At 37.2% G+C, this 4,619-nt stretch carries 7 protein-coding genes; all 7 read left to right on the top strand.

The window, feature by feature from the left end; translation table 11 throughout:
* The first annotated feature begins 79 nt into the window (after positions 1 to 79).
* Positions 80 to 352 carry a type II toxin-antitoxin system YafQ family toxin gene (locus KAS42_06340; protein MCK4905837.1) on the top strand — a complete coding sequence of 91 codons (273 nt, stop codon included), beginning with the start codon at positions 80 to 82 and terminating at the stop codon, positions 350 to 352.
* A 147-nt stretch (positions 353 to 499) separates the two neighbouring features.
* Positions 500 to 796, top strand: coding sequence for a type II toxin-antitoxin system Phd/YefM family antitoxin (locus tag KAS42_06335; protein ID MCK4905836.1), 297 nt, complete (start codon positions 500 to 502; stop codon positions 794 to 796).
* Positions 778 to 1,104: a type II toxin-antitoxin system RelE/ParE family toxin gene (locus KAS42_06330; GenBank protein MCK4905835.1), complete on the top strand. Its 327-nt coding sequence runs from the start codon at positions 778 to 780 to the stop codon at positions 1,102 to 1,104. Before KAS42_06335 ends, KAS42_06330 begins: the two co-directional genes overlap by 19 nt.
* 399 nt (positions 1,105 to 1,503) lie before the next feature.
* On the top strand, positions 1,504 to 2,715 hold the full coding sequence (locus KAS42_06325; GenBank protein MCK4905834.1) for a GAF domain-containing protein: 1,212 nt from the start codon (positions 1,504 to 1,506) through the stop codon (positions 2,713 to 2,715).
* A gap of 39 nt (positions 2,716 to 2,754) precedes the next feature.
* Positions 2,755 to 4,008 carry a 3-isopropylmalate dehydratase large subunit gene (locus KAS42_06320; protein MCK4905833.1) on the top strand — a complete coding sequence of 418 codons (1,254 nt, stop codon included), beginning with the start codon at positions 2,755 to 2,757 and terminating at the stop codon, positions 4,006 to 4,008.
* 54 nt (positions 4,009 to 4,062) lie between these two features.
* The gene (locus KAS42_06315; protein MCK4905832.1) at positions 4,063 to 4,314 is read left to right on the top strand and encodes a type II toxin-antitoxin system HicB family antitoxin; all 252 of its coding nucleotides are present in this window, start codon (positions 4,063 to 4,065) and stop codon (positions 4,312 to 4,314) included.
* Positions 4,311 to 4,532 (top strand): type II toxin-antitoxin system HicA family toxin, encoded by a 222-nt coding sequence (locus KAS42_06310; GenBank protein MCK4905831.1) that lies wholly within the window; start codon positions 4,311 to 4,313, stop codon positions 4,530 to 4,532. Before KAS42_06315 ends, KAS42_06310 begins: the two co-directional genes overlap by 4 nt.
* The last annotated feature ends 87 nt before the right edge of the window (positions 4,533 to 4,619 follow it).

Genomic DNA, 4,619 nt, shown 5'->3' with positions numbered 1-4,619 from the left:
CTTTCAAATTAACGAATGAAAAAAAGAATTTTGTTGTTTGTGAAGATACTAAAGATATGTTTAAAAAATTGGGTATGTAATGTATATCCCTGTTTATACTAAACAGTTTGAAAAAGATGTTAAGCGTTGTAAACGCAGAGGCAAAGATTTTGAAAAGTTTAAGATTATTGCCAAGACATTGATTTCAGGTCACAAAATAGACACTATCCACAAGGATCACAAACTTGTGGGCAATTATTTAGGTCGACGCGATTGTCATATTGAGTCAGATTGGTTATTAATATATAAAATTGACGGGAAGCAACTTATTTTTGAACGCATGGGAACACATTCAGACCTATTTATCAAATAACAAGTACAACAAATCATTGCACTGGATTTTTACTCTGTTGCGCTCCGTAAAAACCAGTGAGTTCAAGCGTTAGCAGTACTGAAAAAATAAAAATCATTGACAATCGGTCAGAATATGGTATTATATTCAGACCGGGAGGTAGAAAATATGAATATTACAAAAGATATAAAATCAGTAACCTATCTTAAGTCAAAGGCGGCAGATCTGTTAGAGCAAATTAATAATACTCATAGGCCTGTTATAATCACACAAAATGGTGAGCCCAAAGCCATATTGCAGGACCCACAAAGTTATGAAAATATGCGGAATACCATAGGATTGTTAAAATTAATTTCACAAGGAGAGAAAAATATTAAAAGCGGGAGAGTTAAAACTCAAAAAGAAGTATTTGATAGTATTGAAAAAAAGATTGAAAGAAAAAATAAATGCATAAATATAAAGTAATATGGTCTCACGTAGCCGAAGGTGATTTAAGCAAAATCATTGAATATATAGCAAAAGACAGCATTGATAATGCGCTGACTGTGTTCCACAAAATCAAAGATAAATGTTCAAGACTTTTTACTTTTCCTAATCGTGGTAGGATTGTCCCAGAACTACAGGACTATGGAATTTTATTGTATCGAGAATTAATAATAGAACCTTGGAGAATTATTTATAGAGTTTCAGATAATTATGTTTATGTTTTATCAGCGATTGACTCACGCCAAAACGTTGAAGATATATTGTTAAACAGATTCGCAAATAAATAAAACTGCTAACAAGACGATCGAGCAAACGCATATTGCTATTGCTCATCTTTACGTTAGAGTAAAAAGTTTAAGATTGTAGCTTCCATTAAACCCCTAAAAACTCATCTTTTGTTCGTAACGGGGCAAGTAAGGATTGGAACTGCCACCTTCTCTTCCTCTACGCAACAAGAGACTTTACTATTTCCCCGATAGTAGTTTTACCCCGCCCCCGTAAAGCCCTGCTCTTTAGAGCGGAGATGGATGGTTTGTGTTATTAAGTTTTCCCCAAAGCCCCGTGCTAAAGCACGGGGAGCGGGGTTCACTTAATTGACACCCTGCATAAAACTAACTTAAAATATCCTTTGTGTTGAATTTGCTGTTTTTTACAATGGTTTAAATTTTGTAGTATGAGAAGAAAAAATGTTTAGAGAAAGAAAATCTTCATTAGCAAAAGAACTTGATACTCTATATAGAATCTCCAAGTTTATCGATTCAATAACCGACCTGAAACAATTGCTTAAACTGATTATGGAGGAAAGCAAGAATGTTGTAAATGCAGAAGCAAGTTCGCTTCTTTTATACGATAGAGAAAAAGACGAACTATACTTTGAGGTTGCATTGGGTAAGAAAGGGGAAAAGGTAAAAGAAATCAGACTAAAAGCAAGTGAAGGAGTGGCTGGAACTGTTGCTAAAAAGAAAAAATCTATAAATATAGGGGACGTCACTAAAACAAATATGTGGGACAACAGCGCCGACAAGACATCCGGGTTCGAGACGCATTCACTGCTTGCTGTTCCCATGTTAAGAAAGAATAACCTTGTGGGAGTTATCGAGGTGCTGAATAAGAAGGGCAGGAAAGGTTTCACTAACGAGGATGTTCGCATTATGGAGATATTAGCTGAACAAGCCGCTTTATGTATCGAAAATGCCAGATTATATGAAGAGAGTTTAAGAGCGGCGCGGATGGCGGCCATCGGACAAACAATGGCGGAATTATCGCATTACATAAAAAATGTTTTAGCAGGTTTCGAAGGAGCAGGATCTCTTCTTGAATCGGGATTGCAAAAAGAAAACCGTGAAATGATAGAACAAGGCTGGTCTTTTTTGAAGAAAAGTCAGGAAAAAATATCCACTCTTGTTATGAATATGTTGAGTTATTCCAAAGAGAAAAAGCTTTCTTTTAATTTATATGATATTAATAAAGTTATATCGGATGTAGTATCATTGATGCAGCCGCGTTTAAAAGAAAAATCCATAACCATCGAGAAAAACCTAGATAAGAATATAAAGGAAATAGTGATTGACTCTGATGGGATTTATAATTGTGTTCTTAACCTGATATCCAATGCAATGGATGCCATGGAAAGTGAAAATGGTAAAATAACGGTGAATACACTGAATGATGAAAAGAATAAACAGGTTAAAATAGAAATCAAAGATAGTGGGAACGGTATCCCCAAAGATAAAATTAATGATGTGTTTAATCTTTTCTATTCATCAAAGACAAAAGGGACGGGACTTGGTTTAGCGGTAACGAAAAAAATAATAGACGAACATAAAGGAAAAATTTTAGTGGAGTCGAAAGAAGGAAAGGGAACGACGTTTACGATAATATTACCAACGAAGGGTTAGCGGGTAAACCGGTACACTGGCTAACTCGTTAACCGGAGAATTAATATGACATTAGTAGAGAAAATTTTATCTAAAAAATGCGGTAGAGAAGTTAAAGCCGGCGAAATAGTAATTATGCCTTTGGATTGGGTTATGGCGCAGGACGGTACGGCGCCGCTTGCAATTGATTCGTGGAAAAAGTTGGGTTTGAATAAAATAGCTAAACCGAAGAATACAATTTTCTTCTTGGATCATTCTGCTCCGGCTCCAAGAAAAGAAATGGCAGGACATCATCAAGTAATGAGAGAATTTGCCAAAGAACACGGTACCGTTATTTCCAGTATAGGCGATGGAATTTGTCATCAAATCTTGCCTGAATCATATGTGGGATGCGGTGATATAGTAATTGGCGCGGATTCGCATACATGCACTCACGGTGCCCTAGGCGCTTTTGCAACGGGTATGGGTTCAACGGATATTGCAGTAGGCATGGCGTTGGGAAAGATGTGGTTTAAGGTTCCTGCCACGATTAAAGTTGAAGTCAAAGGCAAGTTTCCTGAAGGTGTTACTGCGAAAGATTTAATTCTTAATATTATTGGCGTTCTTACCAGTGAAGGCGCTATTTATAAAGCATTGGAATTTGCAGGAGAAACAATTTCTAATCTTGATATGAGCCAACGGCTTACCATATGTAATATGGCGGTTGAAGCAGGCGCAAAGGTTGGTGTTATAGCTTCAGATGAAACCACAAAGGAATATCTTGCTAGTATGGGCAGAGAAAAACAGTATATAGAAATAAAAGCAGACGAAGATGCTTCATATGAAAAAGTTATATCTATTGATGCAAACAAACTCTCTCCCAAAATAGCGGCTCCTCACGGCGTAGATAATGTGAAAGATGTAAAAGAACTAAGAGGGACAAAGGTAGACCAGGTTTTAATTGGAACTTGCACAAACGGAAGATTGGAAGATTTCAGAGCTGTTTGTAAAATACTAAAGGGCAAGAAATGCGCCAAGAGTGTTCGGCTTGTTGTTGGTCCTGCCTCCAAGAAAATTTATGCGCAAGGCATAAAAGAAGGTTTGTGGGAAATCATAGTTGAAGCAGGCGGTCTTATACTTCCGCCCGGATGCGGACCTTGCGTAGGAATACATCAGGGAATATTAGCTGACGGAGAAGTTTGCTTATCAACGGCAAACAGAAACTTTAAAGGAAGGATGGGGAATCCTAATTCATATATTTACCTCGCTTCACCCTTAACCGCCGTAGCTTCGGCTATAAAAGGTGAAATAACAGACCCGAGAGATTATTTGTGAATTTGTTGGAAAGGTAAATTTCAGATACAATATTCCCAAAAGGAGAATTAAGAAATGCGACAATACCTGTATCCAATAATAGTAGAGTGTTTGGAAGAAGGTGGCTATTATGCGGAATGTCCGATACTGCAAGGTTGCCATGTAGAAGGAACCACCTATGCTGAAGTTATGGAAAATATAGAAGATGCCATTAAACTAATGCTCAAGTCCTATCAGGAGTTAAATAAAGAATTGCCCCAAGTTCCCATTTTGAAAGGAGATGTAATAGTAACTTCAAGCATTCCTGTTGCAGTGGGGAGCAAGTGAAATGGGCGAGAGATTTCCAAGTCATACGCGTACTTAGAGAAATTGGTTTTGAATTCTATAGACAGGCGAAAGGCAGTCACGAAGTATGGCGAAGAAAATCGGATGGAAGACACACTATAGTTCCCAGACATCGTGGAAAAATTATAAAACGCCGCACCTTAAAAAGTATTATTAGCGACATAGGCTTAACTGTTAAAAAATTTAGAGAGTTATTATAAATGGTATAGCTATATTTACCTCGCTTCACCCTTAACCGCCGTAGCTTCGGCTATAAAAGGTGAAATAACAGACCCGAGAGATTATTT

The organism is bacterium (genome assembly GCA_023135785.1).
GTDB lineage: Bacteria > CAIJMQ01 > CAIJMQ01 > CAIJMQ01 > CAIJMQ01 > CAZNJA01.
The sequence above is the reverse complement of the archived record's forward strand: the minus strand, read 5'-3'. Positions and strand labels throughout refer to the sequence as shown.

Bases quoted from the DNA above. Each gene is read 5' to 3' on its own strand.
- KAS42_06315 (MCK4905832.1), top strand. From the start codon at position 4,063: ATGCGACAATACCTGTATCCAATAATAGTAGAGTGTTTGGAAGAAGGT.
- KAS42_06330 (MCK4905835.1), top strand. From the start codon at position 778: ATGCATAAATATAAAGTAATATGGTCTCACGTAGCCGAAGGTGATTTA.
- KAS42_06325 (MCK4905834.1), top strand. From the start codon at position 1,504: ATGTTTAGAGAAAGAAAATCTTCATTAGCAAAAGAACTTGATACTCTA.
- KAS42_06335 (MCK4905836.1), top strand. From the start codon at position 500: ATGAATATTACAAAAGATATAAAATCAGTAACCTATCTTAAGTCAAAG.
- KAS42_06340 (MCK4905837.1), top strand. From the start codon at position 80: ATGTATATCCCTGTTTATACTAAACAGTTTGAAAAAGATGTTAAGCGT.